Below are 17,117 nucleotides of genomic sequence, written 5' to 3' on the forward strand. Positions count from 1 at the left end.
AATGCCCTTCCATGACTAATCTGGCACTCTTTGACCTCGATCACACGCTGATCCCGACCGATAGCGACCACGAATGGGGTCGCTTCATGGTGAAGCTCGGCATCGTCGACGCGGAAAGCTTCTCGCGTCAGAACGATCAGTTCTTCGCCGACTACAAGGCCGGCAAGCTCGACATCCACGCGTACCTGTGCGCGATGCTCACGCCGCTCGCGAAGTATTCGCGCGCGCAGCTGGCCGAATGGCACGAGCAGTACATGCACGAGGTGATCCGCCCCGCGATGACGCCCGCCGCGCTCGAGCTGGTGCGCAAGCACCTCGACGCCGGCGATCTGTGCTGCGTCGTGACGGCGACCAACGAATTCATCACGCGCCCGATTGCGACCGCGTTCGGCGTCGAGACGCTGATCGCGTGCGAAGTCGAAACGACCGACGGGCATCCCGACTCGCCGTACACGGGCCGGCCGACCGGCACGCCGAGCTATCGCGAAGGCAAGATCGTGCGCACCGAAGCATGGCTCGCGTCGCTCGGCAAGCACTGGGACGACTTCGAGCACAGCTACTTCTACAGCGACTCGCACAACGACATCCCGTTGCTCGAGAAAGTCACCGACCCGATCGCGACCAACCCCGACGACACGCTGCGCGCGCATGCAAGCAACCGCGGCTGGCGCATCCTGGACCTCTTCTGAACGTCGTGATCAAAAAATTCATTCGCAAGCTGCTCGGCCAGGACGGCGCCGAGCAAGCGGCCCCGGCCGCAGCAGCCTCAGCTTCGGCCTCGGCCGAACCGCCCGCCACCTCGCCGCGCGCCGCCAAGGGCAGCCGCGGCACCGCCGCGGCGAAGAAGCCGCGCAGCAACCACGAACCGACCGTCGTGCCGGCCAGCGTGCACCGGATCGATCCGTCGCTGATCTCGAAGAACGCGGTGCGCGTGACCGACACGCTGCAGCAGGCGGGCTTCCGTGCGTTCATCGTCGGCGGCGCGGTGCGCGACCTGCTGTTCGGGATCGCGCCGAAGGACTTCGACGTCGCGACCGACGCGACGCCGACCGAGGTGCAGCGCCTGTTCCGCCGCGCCCGCCTGATCGGCCGCCGCTTCCAGATCGTGCACGTGCAGTTCGGTCAGGAGCTGATCGAGGTGTCGACGTTCCGCGCGCTGGTCGATGCGCCGCCCGAGGCCGCGCCGGCCGAGCCGCCGAAGCGCCTGAAGCGCGACGAGCTCGATCGCCGTACGCATGCGGTCGACGCGAGCGGCCGCGTGCTGCGCGACAACGTCTGGGGCGAGCAGCACGAAGACGCGGCGCGCCGCGACTTCACGATCAACGCGATGTACTACGACCCGTCGACGCAGACGGTGCTCGATTACCACGACGGGATGGCCGACATGCGCGCCCGTCTGCTGCGGATGATCGGCGATCCGGCCACCCGCTATCGCGAGGATCCGGTGCGGATGCTGCGCGTGGTGCGCTTCGCGGCGAAGCTCGGCTTCGAGATCGAGCCGCACACGCGCGAGCCGATCAAGCCGCTGGCCGACCTGATCAACAACGTGCCGGCCGCGCGCCTGTTCGACGAGATGCTGAAGCTGCTGCTGTCGGGCCACGCGCTCGCGTGCCTGAAGCAGCTGCGCGAGCAGGGGCTGCACCACGGGCTGCTGCCGCTGCTCGACGTCGTGCTCGAACAGCCGCAGGGCGAGAAGTTCATCACGCTCGCGCTGAACAACACCGACGCGCGCGTGCGCGCCGGCAAGCCGGTGTCGCCCGGCTTCCTGTTCGCGACGCTGCTGTGGCACGACATGCGCCAGCGCTTCGAGCAATACTCGGCCGACGGCGAATTCCCGGTGCCGGCCCTGCATCGCGCGATGGACGACGTGCTCGACATGCAGACCGAGAAGCTCGCGATCCACAAGCGCTACTCGGCCGACATGCGCGAGATCTGGGGGCTGCAGCTGCGCCTCGAGAAGCGCTCGGGCCGCAGCGCGATGCGGCTGCTGGAACACCAAAGATTTAGAGCGGGGTATGATTTCCTCCTGTTACGCTGCGAATCCGGCGAGCTCGATGCAGAGGTCGGCCAGTGGTGGACGGATTTCATCGAAGGCGATGCAGCCGCGCGTGAGGCCCTCCTCACGCAGGGCGGTCCGAAGGAAAAATCGCCGCGCAAGCGGCGCCGCCGCGGCGGCGCGCGAAACCGCCAGCCGGGCGAAGGTGCAGCCGAGCAGTCGCGGGACACCGAGGGCGGTTCGGGCGACTGACGCTCGCTGGCGAACGACGTAGGAAGTGATGCCATGACGGTTGCATATATCGGACTGGGGGCGAATCTCGGCGATGCGCGCCAGACTCTGAAGGACGCGGTGGTGTGCCTGGCACAGCAGCGCGCCATCTCGGTCCTCGGCAAATCGAGCCTGTATCGCACGGCGCCGTTCGAAGCGAGCGGCGACGATTACTACAACTGCGTCGTCAAGCTCGACACGACGCTGTCGGCCCGCGAGCTGCTCGCGCTCTGCCAGAAGATCGAACATCACTTCGGGCGCGAGCGCCCGTATCGCAACGCACCGCGCACGCTCGACCTCGACATCCTGCTGTTCGGCACCGATGCGATCGACGAGCCCGACCTGATCGTCCCGCATCCCCGCCTCACCGACCGCGCCTTCGCGCTCGTGCCGCTCATCGAAATCGACCCGGCGCTCGACATCCCGCTGCGCGGCCGCGCCGACGCATTTCTCGCGGCCGTCGCCGATCAGCGCGTCGAGAAGGTGCAGACCTGCCAATGCCTGATGCAGAAGGCCCTCGCCGCCGGCGCAGACGCCGACAAGAACCGCTGCCGATGAACAATGCTCCGCTGACCGTCACCGCGCCCGATCTGCGCGCCCCGCACCGCTACCTGGTGATCGAAGGCCCGATCGGCGTCGGCAAGACGACGCTGGCGCGCCTGCTCGCCGAACGCTGGTCGATGCAGGCGCTGCTCGAGCGCCCGCAGGACAACCCGTTTCTCGAACGCTTCTACCGCGACACCGCGCGCTACGCGCTGCCCGCGCAGCTCGCGTTCGCGCTGCAGCGCGCGCAGCAGGCGCGCGAGCTGCTCGGCGCGCTCGACACCGGCCGGCCGGTGGTCGCCGATTTCATGCCGCAGAAGAACGACATCTTCGCGCGGCTGAACCTGCCAGAAGACGAATGGCAGCTGTACCGCGCGATCGCCGCGCACGTCGACGTACCGCAGGCGCCCGCGCCCGATCTGGTCGTCTATCTGCAGGCGAGCCCCGAGGTGCTGTTCTCGCGCATCCAGAAGCGCGGCCTGCCGATGGAGCTGCAGATCAGCGACGCGTACCTGCGCGCGCTGGTCGACGCCTACAACGAATTCTTCTATCACTACGACCGCACGCCGGTACTGACGGTCGCGGCCGAACATCTGAACCCGCTGGATTCCCCCGAAGACCTCGCGCTGCTGATCGAGCGCATCGACACGATGCGCGGCCGCAAGGAATTCTTCGTCAAGGGCGAGACGACGCGCTGACGCGCGCACCGCCCGCCGTTCCTCCCCCATTCGAACCGGATTTCCCCATGACCTATCTCCAGGAATCGAGCCGGCCTGCGATCACTGTGCCGAAGCTGCAGGCAATGCGCGAAGCCGGCGAGAAGATCGCGATGCTGACCTGCTACGACGCGAGCTTCGCCGCGCTGCTCGATCGCGCCGGCACCGACGTGCTGCTGATCGGCGACTCGCTCGGCAACGTGCTGCAAGGCCACACGACCACGCTGCCCGTGTCGCTCGACGACATCGCGTACCACACCGCGTGCGTCGCGCGCGTGCAGCCGCGCGCGCTGGTCGTCGCCGATCTGCCGTTCGGCACCTACGGCACGCCCGCAGAAGCGTTCGCCCATTCGGTCGCGCTGATGCGCGCGGGCGCGCAGATGGTCAAGCTCGAAGGCGGCGAATGGCTCGCCGACACGATCCGCTTTCTCGTCGAACGCTCGGTGCCGGTGTGCGCGCATCTCGGCCTCACGCCGCAGTCGGTGCATGCGTTCGGCGGCTTCAAGGTTCAGGGCCGCACCGAAGCCGGCGCCGCGCAGTTGCTGCGCGACGCGCGCGCGATCGAGGACGCCGGCGCGCAGCTCGTCGTGCTCGAAGCGGTGCCGACGCTCGTGGCCGCCGAAGTCACGCACATGCTGAAGATCCCGACGATCGGGATCGGCGCGGGGCTCGATTGCTCGGGCCAGGTGCTGGTGCTGCACGACATGCTGGGCATCTTCCCCGGCAAGCGGCCGCGCTTCGTGAAAGATTTCATGCAAGGCCAGCCGAGCATCCAGGCCGCCGTCGAAGCGTACGTCAGCGCGGTGAAGGAGCGCACGTTCCCCGGCCCCGAGCATTCGTTCTGATCCGCGGGCCGGCCGCTCGCTCGCCGGGCGCGCGGCCCGGACAAAAAAGCGCGGCGTCCTGTACGGGACGCCGCGCTTTTTTATCTATACGGCACGCCGCGCGGGCCATCAGTGGATCATTTCAACACGGCGTCGAGCGCGCCGCGCAGCGCGTTGGTGAGCAGCAGCGCATCCGCGCGCGCGAGGTCGTCGCGCGTGACGATCCGCTCCAGCGCGTCGAACGCCGGATCGTCGAGCAGCACGCCGCGCATCACGCCCGGCAGCACGCCGCTCGCCAGCGGCGGCGTGACCCAGCGCCCGTCGAGCTTCACGAACAGGTTCGAGCGACCGCCTTCGGTCACCTCGCCGCGCTCGTTGACGAACAGCATGTCGAAGCCGCCGAGCGCCTCGGCCGCCTGCCATGCGCGGTCGTATTCGGCACGGTGGGTCGTCTTGTGCAGCAGCAGCGCGTCGTCGCTGCGCGTCGGCGCGAAGCCGTGCGCAGACGCAAGCATCACACCGACCGGCCCCGCCGGCAGCGGCTGCAGCGCCGCGACGGTGATCTCGAGCGTTCCGTCCTTCGCGAGCGCGAGCTTCATCCGGTACGGGCCGTCGCCGTCGAGCGCCGCGCAGCGCGCGTCGATCGCGCGGCGCAACGCGGCGGCGTCGAAGCGAAAGCCGAACGCGTCGGCGCTGCGTTGCAGCCGGGCGAGATGGCGCTCGACGTGGCGGATGCCGGCCGCGCGCGTCGCGGCGGTGGTTTCGAACAAGCGGAAGCCGGGATCGGCGTCGGTCAGGAAACGCGCTTTCAATTCGCACTCCGCGTATTCGTCGGCGGCCACGCTGTCGAGGACGATGCCCGCGCCCACGCCCATCGTGCCGCGCCAACGGCCGGTAGAGGCGGCGGCTGTGGCAGGAGAACCCACCGGGGGGATCGCGGTGGGTGCTTCGGGTGCTTCGGGTGCTTCGGGTGCTTCGGGTGCTTCGGGTGCTTCGGGTGCTTCGGGTGCTTCGGGTGCTTCGGGTGCTTCGGGTGCTTCGGGTGCTTGAGGTGCTTGAGGTGCTTGGGATGCTCTGTGTGCTTCAGGTGCTTCCAACGCCTCGACTGCTTCAGCCGCCTCGATCCTCAGCGTCCGGATCGCGACCGACAGGCAGAAGTCGCCGCAACCGGCCGCGCCGCTCGACGCCCCGTGCGGCGCATCGAGCCAGCCGATCGCACCCGTGTAGAGCCCGCGCGGCGTCGCCTCGATCGCATCGATCAGCTCCATCGTCTTGTGCTTCGGCGCGCCGGTGATCGACCCGCACGGAAACAGCGCGCGCAGCATCTGCGCGAACGTGGTGCCATCGCGCCAGCCGGCCTCGACGGTCGACGTCATCTGCCACACCGACGCATACGGCTCGACCGAGAACAGCGCCGGCACCTTCACCGAGCCCGTGCGGGCGATGCGCGACACGTCGTTGCGCAGCAGGTCGACGATCATCACGTTTTCGGCGCGGTTCTTCGGATCGTTCGCGAGGAACGCGGCCGCCGCGGCATCTTCGTGCGGATCGGCCGAGCGCGGTGCGGTGCCCTTCATCGGCCGCGCGCGCAGCACGTCGCCGTGCTTCTCGACGAACAGCTCCGGCGAACACGATACGACCCACGCGCCGTCGGGCAGCGCGATCAGCGCGCCGTAACGCACCGGCTGACGCGCGCGCAGCCGCCGGTACAGCGCGAGCGGCGTGCCGAACATGTCGAAATTCAGCCGATACGTGTAGTTGATCTGGTACGAATCGCCCGCGCGCAGCGCGTCGTGCACGGCCGCTATCGCCGCGTCGAATGCGTCGCGCGACACGCTCTTGGCGACATGCGCGACGCCCGCGATCGACGGCGGGCCGCCGCCGTCCTGCTGCGCGAGCCATGCGTCGGCTTCGTCGCGCGACAGGCGCTCGCAGCGCGCATACAGCAAAAAGCGCAGCGGGGCGTCGCCCGGCTGCGCTCGTTGCAGATTGCGCCCGAATTCGTAATCGCCGACGACGACCGCATGCAGCCCGTCGCGCAGATCCTGCGCGAGCGCCGCGTCGACCTCGTCGAGCCGTGCCGGATCCGTGCAGACGCGTTCGTGCACGAAACCGGAATACAAACGACTCGACCGTGCGGACGCGGTCGAGTCGCAATCGTCCAAGAGCGCGAACGACGCGCTCTCGCAGCCTTCAGTCATGCGTTCACTCGAAGAAGCTCTTCATGCGGTCGAACCAGCTCTTGCTCTGCGGGCTGTGACGCGCACCGCCCTCGGCCAGCGACTTCTCGAACTGCTTGAGCAGGTCGCGCTGCTGGTCGGTCAGCTTCACCGGCGTCTCGACCTGCACGTGCACGTACAGATCGCCGGCGATGCTCGAGCGCAGCCCCTTGATGCCCTTGCCGCGCAGCCGGAACGTCTTGCCCGACTGCGTGCCTTCCGGCACCGGGAACGACGCGCGGCCGGCCAGCGTCGGCACCTCGATCTCGCCGCCGAGCGCGGCGGTCGTGAACGGGATCGGCATCTGGCAGTGCAGATCGTCGCCGTCGCGCTCGAACACCGCGTGCGGCTTGATGTGGATCTCGACGTACAGGTCGCCCGGCGGCCCGCCGTTGATGCCCGGCTCGCCGTTGCCGGCCGAGCGGATCCGCATCCCGTCGTCGATGCCGGCCGGGATCTTCACCTCGAGCGTCTTGGTTTCCTTCACCTTGCCCGAGCCATGGCAGTGCGCGCACGGTTCGGGGATGTAGGTGCCGGTGCCGTGACACTTCGGGCAGGTCTGCTGGATGCTGAAGAAGCCCTGCGACATGCGCACCGTGCCCTGGCCGTGACAGGTCGGGCAGGTTTCCGGCTTCGTGCCGGGCTTCGCGCCCGAGCCGTGACAGACTTCGCACGACACCCAGCTCGGCACGCGGATCTGCGTATCGTAGCCGTGCGCGGCCTGCTCCAGCGTGATCTCCATGCTGTAGCGCAGGTCCGCGCCGCGATACACCTGCGGGCCGCCGCGGCCGCCGCGCGCGGCGCCGCCCGCGGCCTGACCGAAGATGTCGCCGAAGATGTCGCCGAACGCATCCGCGAAGCCGCCGAAGCCCTGACCGCCCGCGCCGGCCATGTTCGGATCGACGCCTGCGTGGCCATACTGGTCGTACGCTGCACGCTTCTGGCCGTCCGACAGCATTTCATAGGCTTCCTTCGCCTCCTTGAAATGCTCTTCCGCATCCTTGTTGTCCGGATTGCGGTCGGGGTGGTACTTCATCGCAAGCTTGCGATATGCCTTCTTGATTTCGTCGTCGCTCGCATTCTTCGCGACGCCCAGAACCTCGTAGTAATCCCGTTTCGCCATATCGATTCACTGTGCCGCCACGCATCGCGCACGCGGCGGCTCCTTTCGCCCGCAGTAAAGTCTCTCGACTCGTCTGGCGCTGCACCGTCCGCGGACGGCTCACGCAGCACCCGCCAAAAAACAAATGTGCCCGGAGGGCCGCGAGGCCCGCCAGGCGTGGAGTCGATCCGGCCATCCGGAAGGAAAGACAGACCGCTGTTCAGCCGCACCGCACACCGCGCGTCGTGCGCGGCGTGCGGTGCCATGGCAACCCGGCTTAGTCCTTCTTCACTTCCTTGAACTCGGCGTCGACGACGTCGTCAGCTGCCTGCTGCGCGCCGCCCGCATGGGCCGCGCCTTCCGCTGCACCTGCCGCGCCCGCCGCACCGGCCTGCTGCGCCTGCATGTCGGCGTACATCTTTTCGCCGAGCTTCTGCGAAGCCTTGCCGAGCTCCTCGACCTTCGCGTCGATCGCCGCCTTGTCGGCCGACGTATCCTTCAGGACGTCCTCGAGCGACTTCAGCGCCGCTTCGATCTTTTCCTTCTCGCCCGCGTCCAGCTTGTCGCCGTACTCGGTGAGCGCCTTCTTCGTGCTGTGGACGAGCGCGTCGCCCTGGTTGCGCGAATCGGCCAGCTCACGCAGCTTGTGGTCTTCCGCCGCGTTCGCTTCCGCGTCCTTGATCATCTGGTCGATTTCGGCGTCGGACAGGCCCGAGTTCGCCTTGATCGTGATCTTGTTTTCCTTGCCGGTCGCCTTGTCCTTCGCGCCGACGTGCAGGATGCCGTTCGCGTCGATGTCGAAGGTCACTTCGATCTGCGGCACGCCGCGCGGTGCGGGCGGGATGCCTTCGAGGTTGAACTCGCCGAGCAGCTTGTTGCCCGCGGCCATCTCGCGTTCGCCCTGGAACACCTTGATCGTCACGGCCGACTGGTTGTCGTCCGCCGTCGAATACACCTGCGAGTGCTTCGTCGGGATCGTCGTGTTCTTGGTGATCATCTTCGTCATCACGCCGCCGAGCGTCTCGATGCCGAGCGACAGCGGGGTCACGTCGAGCAGCAGCACGTCCTTGCGGTCGCCCGACAGAACCTGGCCCTGGATCGCCGCGCCAACCGCGACGGCTTCGTCCGGGTTCACGTCACGGCGCGGTTCCTTGCCGAAGAACTCCTTCACCTTCTCCTGCACCTTCGGCATGCGGGTCTGGCCGCCGACCAGGATCACGTCGTCGATGTCCGACACCTTGACGCCGGCGTCCTTGATCGCGATGCGGCACGGTTCGATCGTGCGCTCGACGAGGTCTTCCACCAGCGCTTCCAGCTTCGCGCGGGTGATCTTCAGGTTCAAGTGCTTCGGACCCGATGCGTCCGCCGTGATGTACGGCAGGTTGATTTCGGTCTGCTGGCTCGACGACAGCTCGATCTTCGCCTTTTCGGCCGCTTCCTTCAGGCGCTGCAGCGCGAGCACGTCCTTCGACAGGTCGACGCCCTGCTCCTTCTTGAACTCGCCGATGATGTAATCGATGATGCGCTGGTCGAAGTCTTCGCCGCCGAGGAACGTGTCGCCGTTGGTCGACAGCACTTCGAACTGCATTTCGCCGTCGACGTCCGCGATTTCGATGATCGACACGTCGAACGTACCGCCGCCGAGGTCGTACACGGCGATCTTGCGGTCACCCTTCTCTGCCTTGTCGAGGCCGAACGCGAGCGCCGCGGCGGTCGGCTCGTTGATGATCCGCTTGACTTCGAGGCCCGCGATGCGGCCGGCGTCCTTGGTCGCCTGACGCTGGCTGTCGTTGAAGTACGCCGGCACCGTGATCACGGCTTCCGTGACCGGCTCGCCGAGGTAGTCTTCGGCCGTCTTCTTCATCTTGCGCAGCACTTCAGCCGAAATCTGCGGCGGCGCGAGCTTCTCGCCGTGCGCTTCGACCCATGCGTCGCCGTTGTCGGCCTTGATGATCGCGTACGGCATCAGGCCGATGTCCTTCTGGACTTCCTTCTCTTCGAAGCGACGGCCGATCAGGCGCTTCACCGCGAACAGCGTGTTCTTCGGGTTGGTCACGGACTGACGCTTGGCCGGTGCGCCGACGAGCACTTCGTTATCGTCCATGTAGGCGATGATCGACGGCGTCGTGCGCGCGCCTTCCGAGTTCTCGATGACCTTGACCTGATTGCCTTCCATGATGGCGACGCACGAGTTCGTGGTGCCGAGGTCAATACCGATGATCTTTCCCATTTTTCCTAATCTCCAGAAATGCCTGTTTGCTGCGCGAAACCCCGCGTTTTTGGGCGGTTTCGCACGCCAGAATTCAACTCTGTTCCCGAAATGCGTCCGGCCGATCCGTTTTCAAGACCCGCCAAGCGATGCGGATATTAAATTTTTTCAATCGCCGCCGGTAGCCGGATCGTGCGGGGTGCCGCGGCCGTCGCCGGACGCCGCGGCGATCTTCGCGCGCGCCGCGGCCACCGCCGCCTCGAACTGCGCGAGCCCATGCCAGCCGGTCGCGCGGCCGAGCCGCTTGCCGCCGTGGAAGAAGAACCACGTCGGCACGCCGTGCAGGCCGAAGCGGCGCCCCAGCTCATGATGTTCGTAGACGTTGCAATGGAACCACTTCAGGCCCAGCGCGCGGATCGCGTCGGGTTGCGCGAGCATCGCCTTCTTCGCGATCTCGCAGTTGAAGCAGTCGACGCCCCAGAAGAACACGACGGCCAGCGCGTCGCCGGCGCCGGCGAGTTCGGCGTCGAACGTGTCGGCCGCCAGCGCCTGCATGTCGAACGCATCGAACGCGGCCGGATCGACGCCGGCGGGAAGCATCGCGGCCGCCTTACTTCGGCTGCGCGACGGTGACGAGCGCCGGGCGCAGCACGCGGTCGGCGATCATGTAGCCTTTTTGCAGCACGGCCACGACGGTGTTCGGCTCCTGCTCGGCCGGGACCATCGAAATCGCCTGGTGCTGGTGCGGGTCGAACTTCTCGCCGACCGGGTTGATCGCGACGACGCGGCCCTTCTCGAGCGCGCTCGTCAACTGGCGCAGCGTCAGCTCGACGCCTTCGCGCACCTTCGCGATGTCGCCGGAGGTATCGACGGCAGCCGCCTCGAGGCTGTCGAGCACCGGCAGCAGGTGCTCGGCGAAGCTCTCGATCGCGAACTTGTGCGCCTTCGACACGTCGTCCTGCGCGCGGCGACGGACGTTTTCGGTCTCGGCCTTCGCCCGCAGGTAGCTCTCCTGCAGCTCGGCGACCTTGGCTTGAGCCTCCGCGAGCGCCGCGTCGGCGGCTTCGGCGGCGGGAGCGGCGCCTTGTGCCGCTTGCTTCGCGCTGCCGATGTCTTCGGCCGATTGGGTAGCCGGGTTCTCTTGCGTGTTTTCCATGTCGCTGAAAGTCGATTAGAGGTTGAAGCCAAACCGGCAACCGCCGGGCCGTATGCCCGCGGCGCCGCACATTGCTGCTGCAAATAAGGCCGGAAACTGCGATTTCAAGAGGGTTATCCGCGCCGATTCGTGAAGACCGCGAAACAACCGCGCGCGCGGCGCGCGATTGCACGCATTTGCCGCCAGATTGGACGAAACGACCGGTAACACCGCTTACCAGGCAAGTACTAGCTCGGCATCGGGGCCTGCACTACACTCCATTCAAGCGTCGGAAAGCGCGTTAACCCTAGCTTGCCGCCGCCCGACATCCACCATGAGGCGAGTACCGTGAAACTGACCTTTGCGATATCGGTGGTCGCGCTGGTACTCATTGCCGGCACCACCACCATCTGCCTGTCCGGCGCCGTCACCGACCGCACCACCGAATACGGCAGCGCCCGCGCGACGTTCGACCAGATGTTCAGCGTTCACCCGAAAATCTGTCGATGATGCGACGGTCGCGCTTGGTCGGCCGGCCGTGCAGCTCGGCCGCCGGCTCCCGGTAGGTACGGCGCCGTTCGAGTTCGGCGAGCCGCGCGGTGCGGCCGGCCTCGGTTTCCGCGTAGAGCGTCTGCGCGACGCTCGCCGGGCCGCGCACGTCGCAGATGCCCAGCACGGCAATGTGCCAGACCACTCCGTCGATCGCAATCTCGACCTCGTCGCCGACGCGCACGTCCTTCGACGGCTTGACGGCCGCGCCGCCTATCTTCACGTGGCCCTTGTCGACCGCGTCCGATGCAAGCGAACGCGTCTTGAAGAACCGCGCCGCCCACAGCCACTTGTCGATGCGCAGTTTCGCGCCCGGTTCGGTCGAAATCCTGTAGTTCATCGCGTTCAACTCACCGTTTCGGGCTGCGCCGCCTTGGCCGGCCAGCCCTGCAGATTCTCGGCGACGATCTCGCCGAGCGCGCCGATCCACGCGGACGCCCCGTTCAGGCACGGTATCCGGTGGAACGCCTGGCCGCCGCCCGCGAGAAACTCGTCGCGCACTTCCATGCCGATTTCCTCGATCGTCTCCAGGCAATCGGCCGTGAAGCCCGGACAGAACACGTCGGCGCGCCGCACGCCGGCCTCGCCGAGCTCGCGCAGCGTCGGCGCCGTGTACGGCTGCAGCCACTCGGCCTTGCCGAAGCGCGACTGGAACGTCACGCGGCATTCGAGCGTGGACAGCCCGAGCGCGGCCATCAGCAGCGCGCCCGTCTGCTGGCACTGGTCGTGATAGGGGTCGCCCAGGTCGAGCGTGCGCTTCGGCACGCCGTGGAAGCTCAGTACGAGCTTGTCGCCGGCCGCGAAGTCGGGCCGGCCGTGCTGCGCCCAGTAGTGACGCACCTGCTCGGCGAGCGCATGGATATAGGCCGGATGGTCGGCATAGTGCCGCACCGTGCGCACTTCCGGCTGGTTGCGCATCCGCGTGAGCGCGGCGAACGCGGCATCGAACGCGGTTGCGGTGGTGGACGCCGAGTATTGCGGATACATCGGCATCAACAGCACGCGTTCGACGCCCGCGCGCTTGAACTGCGCGAGCGCCTGCGCGATGTTCGGGCTGCCGTAGCGCATCGCGTAATCGACCTGCACCTGATAATCGTTCGCTGCGAGCAAATGCCGCACGCCTTCGGTCTGGCGTTCGGTGTACACCCGCAACGGCGAGCCTTCAGGCATCCAGACCGCCGCGTATTTCTTCGCCGACGCGCGGCCGCGCAACGGCAGGATCACCGTGCGCAGCAGCACCTGCCAGATGGCCTGCGGAATTTCGACGACGCGCGGATCGGACAGGAATTCGGCGAGATAGCGGCGCACCGCGCGCGGGGTCGGGGCGTCGGGCGTGCCGAGATTGATCAGCAGCACACCGATGCGATGGGCAGCCGCGACGCTCGAAGGCGGCTCAAGGTCAAAGCGCATGGGCAGGATCGTGCTCGCGGCACGCAGTCGAACGGCTCTCAATTATAGCGGCCCGCCTCGATCGGGGCGGCTGGCCGTTCGGCCGACTGGCGGCGCACACGGCGCCGCGGCACGATGGCGGGACGATGACGGTGCGCAAGCGGCCGGCTTATTGCTGGCTCAGCGCGAGCGACAGCAGCCGCGCCGTGATGTCGACGATCGGGATCACGCGGTTGTACGCCATGCGGGTCGGGCCGATCACGCCGAGCGTGCCGACGATCTTGCCGTTCACCTCGTACGGCGCGGTGACGACGCTCATTTCCTCGATCGGCACGAGCGTCGATTCGCCGCCGATGAATATCTGCACGCCCTGGGCGTGGCTCGACACGTCGAGCAGTTGCAGGAGGCCCGTCTTTTGGTCGAACACGTCGAACAGCTTGCGCAGCCGCGCCATGTCGGACGACAGGTCAGCCACCTCGAGCAGGTTGCGCTCGCCGGAAATCAGCACGGTGTCCTCGGTGTCGGGCACCTCGGTGCTGGCCGTCACGGCCGCGTGCATCAGCGTGGTCATGTCGCCGCGCAGCTGGTCGATCTCGTCGCGCAGGCGGCGGCGCACCTCGTCGAACGACAGGCCGGCGAAGTGCGCGTTGATGTAGTTCGACGCCTCGGTCAGCTGCGACGGCGTGTAGTCGCGCGGCGTTGCGAGCATCCGGTTCTGCACGTCGCCTTCGGGCGTGACGATGATCAGCAGGATCCGCTTGTCCGACAGCCGCATGAATTCGATCTGCTTGAACACGTGGCTGCGCCGCGGCGTCAGCACGACGCCGGCGAACTGCGACAGGTTCGACAGCACGCTCGCCGCCGCCGCCACCACGCGCTGCTGCGGCTCGCCGGCCTGCAGCGTGTTCTGCACCTGCCGCGCGACGGCCTCGGCGTCGATCGGCGCCTCGACCGTCAACATCGTGTCGACGAACAGCCGGTAGCCGCGCGGCGTCGGGACGCGCCCGGCGGAGGTATGCGGGCTGGACACGAGGCCGAGCTCCTCCAGGTCGGACATCACGTTGCGGATCGTCGCCGGGCTCAGCTCGAGCCCGGAGTAACGGGACAACGTGCGCGAGCCGACCGGCTGACCGTCGGCGATATACCGTTCGATCAGGGTTTTGAGGAGGGTTCGTGCGCGAGGATCTAGCATGGTGGAAAATTTTAGCGCAACCGGGCGGGCGCGGCGAGTGGCCGCAGCGTTCATCGCGCCGGCCGGCCGATCCGGCCCCGTGCGCGCGGAGCCGGTTCTTTTCGTCAACGAGCTATGGTGTAATGCCGGCATGAAAACCGGTAATCAGTTCAATACTGTTGCGCTCGTCGGCCGGAGCAACACGCCCGGCATCGCCGAGCCGCTCGCCACGCTCGCTGGCTGCATCGCGAAACTCGGCTTCGACGTCGTGTTCGAGGCCGATACCGCGCGCGAGATCGGCATCTCGGGCTATCCGGCGCTCACGCCGGCGGAAATCGGCGCGCGCGCGGACGTCGCGGTGGTGCTCGGCGGCGACGGCACGATGCTCGGCATCGGCCGCCAGCTCGCGCCGTACAAGACGCCGTTGATCGGCATCAACCACGGGCGGCTCGGCTTCATCACCGACATCGCCGCAGCCGACATGCAGGCACTCGTGCCGGTGATCCTGTCGGGCAAGTTCGAGCGCGAGGAGCGCTCGCTGCTCGAGGCGCGGATCGTGCGCAACGGCGAACCGATCTACCACGCGCTCGCCTTCAACGACGTCGTCGTGAACCGCAGCGGTTTTTCCGGGATGGTCGAGCTGCGCGCGTCGGTCGACGGCCGCTATATGTACAACCAGCGTTCGGACGGCCTGATCGTCGCGACGCCCACCGGCTCGACCGCGTACGCGCTGTCGTCGGCCGGCCCGATCCTGCATCCGCAGCTGCAGGGCGTCGTGCTCGTGCCGATTGCGCCGCACGCGCTGTCGAACCGGCCGATCGTGCTGCCGGACGATTCGAAGATCGCCATCCAGATCGTCGCCGGTCGCGACGTCAACGTGAACTTCGACATGCAGTCCTTCACGGCGCTCGAGCTGAACGACACGATCGAAGTGCGCCGCTCGAAGCACACGGTGCCGTTCCTGCACCCGATCGGCTACAGCTATTACGCGACGCTGCGCAAGAAGCTGCACTGGAACGAACACGCATCGAACGAAGACGACAAGGCGTCCTGACGCAAGCGAGCCCGACACCATGCTGCGCCACCTCTCGATACGCGACTTCGTCATCGTCGCCGCGCTCGACCTCGAATTCGACGGCGGCTTCACCGTCTTTTCCGGCGAAACCGGCGCCGGCAAGTCGATCCTGATCGACGCGCTGGCGCTCGCCCTCGGCGAGCGCGCCGACGCGAGCGTCGTGCGCGCCGGCTGCGGCCGCGCCGACATCACCGCCGAGTTCACGCCGCACGACCGCGTCGCGCGCTGGCTCGACGAGCACGCGTTCGATGCCGAGGACACCGTGATGCTGCGTCGCGTGATCGACGCGAACGGCCGCTCGCGCGCGTTCATCAACGGCACCAGCGCCACGCTTGCCCAACTGCGCGAGCTCGGCGAAATGCTGGTCGACATCCACGGCCAGCATGCGCACCAGTTGCTGATGCGGCCCGACGCGCAACGCGAGCTGTTCGACACGCACGCGGGCTTGGCCGCCGATGCCGCCAACGTCGCGCGCGCATGGCGCGTGTGGCGCGACGCGACACAGGCGATCGACGCGGCAAAGGCGCACGAGCGCGAGCTTCAGCTCGAACGCGAAAAGCTCGCATGGCAGCTCGCCGAGCTCGACAAGCTCGCGCCGCAACCGGGCGAATGGGATGAAGTGGGCCACGAGCACAAGCGCCTGTCGCATTCGGCGAACCTGATCGCCGGCGTGCAGGGCGCGCTCAACGCGCTGTCGGAGGCCGACGGCGCGATGCTGCCGCAACTCGGCGCGATCGTGTCGAAGCTGCGCGGCCTGGCCGACTACGACAGCGGGCTCGCCGACGCGCTCGCGTCGCTCGAACCGGCCGAGATCCAGCTGCAGGAAGCCGTCTATTCGCTGTCGCACTACGCGCAGCGCCTCGATCTCGATCCGGCCCGGCTCGCGCAGGTCGAAGCGCGCCTCGACGCGCTGCACTCGACCGCCCGGAAGTTCCGACTGCCGCCCGACACGCTGCACGAGGAGCATGCGGCGCGCCGCGCGCAGCTCGCGGCGCTCGATGCGGCCGCCGACCTCGGCGCGCTCGAAGCCGCGCAGTCAAAGGCGTGGGATGCCTATCTCGCCGACGCGAAACGGCTGTCGAAGGCGCGCGCGCAGGCGGCGAAGGCGCTCGGCGCCGCGGTCACGGCCGGCATGCAGGAATTGTCGATGGCCGGCGGCAGCTTCGAAGTCGCGCTCGTGCCGCTGGCCGACGGCGGCCCGCACGGGCTCGAACAGGTCGAATTCCGCGTCGCCGGCCATCCCGGCGTGCCGCTGCGGCCGCTCGCGAAAGTCGCGTCGGGCGGTGAACTCGCGCGGATCAGCCTCGCGCTCGCGGTGATCGCCAGCGCGGCCAGCCCCACGCCCACGCTGATCTTCGACGAGGTCGACACCGGGATCGGCGGCGGCGTCGCCGAGGTGGTCGGGCGCCTGCTGCACCAGCTGGGGCGCAACCGCCAGGTGCTGTGCGTGACGCACCTGCCGCAGGTCGCCGCGCGCGGCGACCATCACTTCCAGGTCGCGAAGGGCGCGGACGAGCGCGGCGGCACCGTATCGTCGGTCATCGCGCTCGACAAGGCGAGCCGTGTGGAGGAAGTCGCGCGGATGCTCGGCGGGCTGGAGATCACCGCGACCACGCGCAAGCACGCGAAGGAAATGCTCGCGGCCTGAGCGGCCCGGCCGACGGCCGGGTCGGATGGAGGCGGACCACCCCGGGCCGGATCGGGGCATGCCGGGCTATATCGGCCCGCGCCGGATCACACGGAGCCGTGCTGGGCCACTGCGAGCCGTGCTGGGCCGCACCGAGTCGTGTCGTGCCGTGCCGTGCCGTGCCGAAGCCGTGCCGAGCCGCGCCGTGCCGAGCCACACCGAGCCGCGCCGTGCCGAGCCACACCGAGTCGCGCCGGCCTACACCACACCGAGCCGCGCCGGTCCACACCAC

16 protein-coding genes are annotated in these 17,117 nt (G+C 67.9%); 8 read left to right on the plus strand and 8 right to left on the minus strand.

Annotated elements, in window-relative coordinates:
- Positions 1-11 precede the first annotated feature (11 nt).
- The 5 genes from C3Y15_RS25220 to panB are packed head-to-tail and all read left to right on the plus strand — an operon-like array spanning position 12 to position 4,370.
- Positions 12-689 carry an HAD family hydrolase gene (locus C3Y15_RS25220; RefSeq protein WP_011883370.1) on the plus strand — a complete coding sequence of 226 codons (678 nt, stop codon included), beginning with the start codon at positions 12-14 and terminating at the stop codon, positions 687-689.
- 5 nt (positions 690-694) lie between these two features.
- Positions 695-2,248, plus strand: coding sequence for a polynucleotide adenylyltransferase PcnB (pcnB, locus tag C3Y15_RS25225; RefSeq protein ID WP_011883369.1), 1,554 nt, complete (start codon positions 695-697; stop codon positions 2,246-2,248).
- A 33-nt stretch (positions 2,249-2,281) separates the two neighbouring features.
- On the plus strand, positions 2,282-2,824 hold the full coding sequence (folK, locus tag C3Y15_RS25230; protein WP_034194455.1) for a 2-amino-4-hydroxy-6-hydroxymethyldihydropteridine diphosphokinase: 543 nt from the start codon (positions 2,282-2,284) through the stop codon (positions 2,822-2,824).
- A complete protein-coding gene (locus C3Y15_RS25235) occupies positions 2,821-3,507 on the plus strand; it encodes a deoxynucleoside kinase (protein ID WP_014722489.1) in 687 nt (228 codons plus the stop codon). The genes folK and C3Y15_RS25235 overlap by 4 nt, the downstream gene beginning before the upstream one ends.
- Positions 3,508-3,554: 47 nt before the next feature.
- Positions 3,555-4,370 carry a 3-methyl-2-oxobutanoate hydroxymethyltransferase gene (gene panB / locus C3Y15_RS25240; protein ID WP_014722488.1) on the plus strand — a complete coding sequence of 272 codons (816 nt, stop codon included), beginning with the start codon at positions 3,555-3,557 and terminating at the stop codon, positions 4,368-4,370.
- Between the two features lie 116 nt (positions 4,371-4,486).
- On the opposite strand, the gene C3Y15_RS25245 is transcribed toward panB, so the two are convergent.
- The 5 genes from C3Y15_RS25245 to grpE form a co-directional block, all read right to left on the minus strand.
- On the minus strand, positions 4,487-6,550 hold the full coding sequence (locus C3Y15_RS25245) for a bifunctional anthranilate synthase component I family protein/class IV aminotransferase (protein ID WP_134206882.1): 2,064 nt from the start codon (positions 6,548-6,550) through the stop codon (positions 4,487-4,489).
- A 4-nt stretch (positions 6,551-6,554) separates the two neighbouring features.
- Positions 6,555-7,691: a molecular chaperone DnaJ gene (gene dnaJ / locus C3Y15_RS25250; protein ID WP_011883359.1), complete on the minus strand. Its 1,137-nt coding sequence runs from the start codon at positions 7,689-7,691 to the stop codon at positions 6,555-6,557.
- Positions 7,692-7,947: 256 nt separating this feature from the next.
- Positions 7,948-9,900 carry a molecular chaperone DnaK gene (gene dnaK, locus C3Y15_RS25255; RefSeq protein ID WP_011883357.1) on the minus strand — a complete coding sequence of 651 codons (1,953 nt, stop codon included), beginning with the start codon at positions 9,898-9,900 and terminating at the stop codon, positions 7,948-7,950.
- Between the two features lie 147 nt (positions 9,901-10,047).
- Positions 10,048-10,479: a thioredoxin family protein gene (locus C3Y15_RS25260; RefSeq protein ID WP_011883355.1), complete on the minus strand. Its 432-nt coding sequence runs from the start codon at positions 10,477-10,479 to the stop codon at positions 10,048-10,050.
- A 10-nt stretch (positions 10,480-10,489) separates the two neighbouring features.
- Positions 10,490-11,035 carry a nucleotide exchange factor GrpE gene (grpE, locus tag C3Y15_RS25265; protein ID WP_011883354.1) on the minus strand — a complete coding sequence of 182 codons (546 nt, stop codon included), beginning with the start codon at positions 11,033-11,035 and terminating at the stop codon, positions 10,490-10,492.
- Between the two features lie 327 nt (positions 11,036-11,362).
- Between grpE and C3Y15_RS31850 the strand changes: the two genes are divergently transcribed.
- Positions 11,363-11,524 (plus strand): hypothetical protein, encoded by a 162-nt coding sequence (locus C3Y15_RS31850; RefSeq protein ID WP_011883353.1) that lies wholly within the window; start codon positions 11,363-11,365, stop codon positions 11,522-11,524.
- On the opposite strand, the gene C3Y15_RS25275 is transcribed toward C3Y15_RS31850, so the two are convergent.
- The 3 genes from C3Y15_RS25275 to hrcA form a co-directional block, all read right to left on the minus strand.
- A complete protein-coding gene (locus C3Y15_RS25275) occupies positions 11,496-11,903 on the minus strand; it encodes an RNA-binding S4 domain-containing protein (protein ID WP_034194465.1) in 408 nt (135 codons plus the stop codon). The two genes, C3Y15_RS31850 and C3Y15_RS25275, sit on opposite strands and share 29 nt — an antisense overlap.
- 5 nt (positions 11,904-11,908) lie before the next feature.
- Entirely contained in the window at positions 11,909-12,973 is a 1,065-nt protein-coding gene (hemH, locus tag C3Y15_RS25280) for a ferrochelatase (protein WP_011883349.1), read from the minus strand.
- A gap of 148 nt (positions 12,974-13,121) precedes the next feature.
- Positions 13,122-14,144 (minus strand): heat-inducible transcriptional repressor HrcA, encoded by a 1,023-nt coding sequence (gene hrcA, locus C3Y15_RS25285; protein ID WP_011883347.1) that lies wholly within the window; start codon positions 14,142-14,144, stop codon positions 13,122-13,124.
- 130 nt (positions 14,145-14,274) lie between these two features.
- On the opposite strand from hrcA, the gene C3Y15_RS25290 reads away from it, so the two are divergent.
- Entirely contained in the window at positions 14,275-15,177 is a 903-nt protein-coding gene (locus C3Y15_RS25290) for an NAD kinase (protein ID WP_011883345.1), read from the plus strand.
- A gap of 19 nt (positions 15,178-15,196) precedes the next feature.
- Positions 15,197-16,846, plus strand: coding sequence for a DNA repair protein RecN (gene recN / locus C3Y15_RS25295; RefSeq protein WP_014722483.1), 1,650 nt, complete (start codon positions 15,197-15,199; stop codon positions 16,844-16,846).
- Positions 16,847-17,117 lie beyond the last annotated feature (271 nt).

Source organism: Burkholderia sp. B10 (assembly GCF_004368385.1).
Taxonomy (GTDB): Bacteria; Pseudomonadota; Gammaproteobacteria; order Burkholderiales; family Burkholderiaceae; genus Burkholderia; species Burkholderia vietnamiensis.